The organism is Oleiphilus sp. HI0132 (assembly GCF_001635845.1).
Map to the genome: position 1 here is coordinate 1 of NZ_LWGJ01001510.1, position 1,885 is coordinate 1,885.

Below are 1,885 nucleotides of genomic sequence, written 5' to 3' on the forward strand. Positions count from 1 at the left end.
CTAGATACAGGCTACCAAACATTCTGACCAGACCTAAAGCATAAGTGTATTCTTCACTCTCATTGAGGAGGTTAACGAAGGATAAAATATCACTTTGGCCGCTTGAGGCATACAGGTAAGAAACTTGCCTTCTCCAGCTATAGGCCTGACCAACCATAATATGGGCCTCCTCATAAATCTTATCAACTCTTCCCGCCTCACTTCCACGAATAAAGCCGTCCTTTTCAAACTTATCCTTAAGGCTTAGTAAGTACTTACTACTAACTTTAGAATTTAACTTTTGGCTTAGATCCATAATACGACCATATGCCCGCTTCTTAACACTATCGAGCCTTGAAACCAAGAAAGAGTCACTCTTCCGAGATATAACAACAGTCATATCTCGTATCGTTTCCAAGTCTTCGATAAGTTCTGTTGATTGGCGAAGGTAGTTAAAACCAGAGCGTGTGTGCTGAGCCTGCTCTAGTTGCTGATGAGCACTAACTGCCAACTGCACTGCGAACAGAGCCAAGGGGATCGCGAAAACCGATGAGATCAACATAAACTTACCACGGTAAGTTAATCGATTCATCAGCAAAAATATCGGTTGAATCAGCTTATTCATAGCGAAAAGAAACTGCTTGTTAAGGGCCTTCAATAAGTGTAACAGCATAATTCTGTTTTTCTCTTTCACAACAATATCGTGTAGAAAATCTTTTCCAAAAAGATTATTCTTCAATGAAAAGGGTAAGGTGCTGATACAAGCAGCTTCAATAAGGAAACGTATGCTAGGTCGTAGGTCAAAAACTTTGAGTTTGTTCGGCAAATTGAAGCTGGCTAAGCTTTGTATTTTCGTCTTTCTTTTCGGCAGTTCCGAGCTCAGCCTTGCTCGTGACAAGCACTATATGATTGTCGGTACCGGTGGTGTCACCGGAGTGTATTATCCAACAGGCGGCGCAGTATGCAGGATGATCAATCGTCAACGTTCCGAGCACGGTATACGCTGTGGCGTTGAAAGCACCCAGGGATCATTGTACAACTTACGAAAAGTCAGAGAACTGGACTTGGATATGGCAGTTGTTCAGTCCGACTGGCAATATCACGCAGTACAAGGCAGTGAAGTATTTTCCTCAGAAGGCAGAGACCCAGCGTTACGCTCAGTATTTTCTATTTACTCCGAGCCATTTACTGTCGTCGCACGAAAAGATTCGGGCATCCAAACTTTAAATGACCTGAAAGGTAAACGAATTAATATAGGTAATAAAGGCTCTGGTCATCGTGCCACTATGGAAATTCTCATGCAGGCACTCGGCTGGGGAAGCAGCCTTTTTTCACAAGTATCTGAACTCAGCTCCTCAGATCAATCAAAAGCACTATGCGACAAGCAGTTTGATGCCATGATTTTTATGGCTGGGCATCCTAGCGCCTCGATTAAAGCTGCGACCTCAGATTGCGATAGCATTCTTATTGATGTTGAAGGTTCCGAAGTTAATCAGCTAGTCACTGACAACGCATATTATCACGAAGTCACCATTCCGGCTGGTATGTACCGAGGCAACCCAAATGAAATAAAATCATTTGGCGTAGGTGCGACACTAGTAAGCTCTAAAGATACACCCGACGAGGTTATCTACCAGTTAACCAAGTCAGTATTTGAAAATTTCCTCGAGTTTAAAAAACTTCACCCTGCATTCCATGCTCTCGATAAGACCAAAATGGTTAAAGAAGGCTTATCAGCCCCCTTACATGCCGGAGCAGTTCGCTACTACAAAGAAGTAGGTTTGTTGAATTAGTCAGCTGCCAATATTCTTTCAGTTGTTCTGTGGCCCACTAGAGGGTTAGCACAAGCTTAATCAAGCGCGAAGAAAAAACCTCTGCAAGAGATTAAGACCAGAAACAAAAAAGC

The 1,885-nt window shown here is 42.9% G+C and carries 2 protein-coding genes; one reads left to right on the top strand and one right to left on the bottom strand.

What is annotated here, in order from left to right; genetic code table 11:
* Positions 1-604 (bottom strand): hypothetical protein (locus A3766_RS23270; protein ID WP_156509070.1); only part of this gene is annotated, 604 nt, incomplete at its 3' end.
* Positions 605-764: 160 nt separating this feature from the next.
* Between A3766_RS23270 and A3766_RS23275 the strand changes: the two genes are divergently transcribed.
* Positions 765-1,772: a TAXI family TRAP transporter solute-binding subunit gene (locus A3766_RS23275; RefSeq protein WP_068512041.1), complete on the top strand. Its 1,008-nt coding sequence runs from the start codon at positions 765-767 to the stop codon at positions 1,770-1,772.
* The last annotated feature ends 113 nt before the right edge of the window (positions 1,773-1,885 follow it).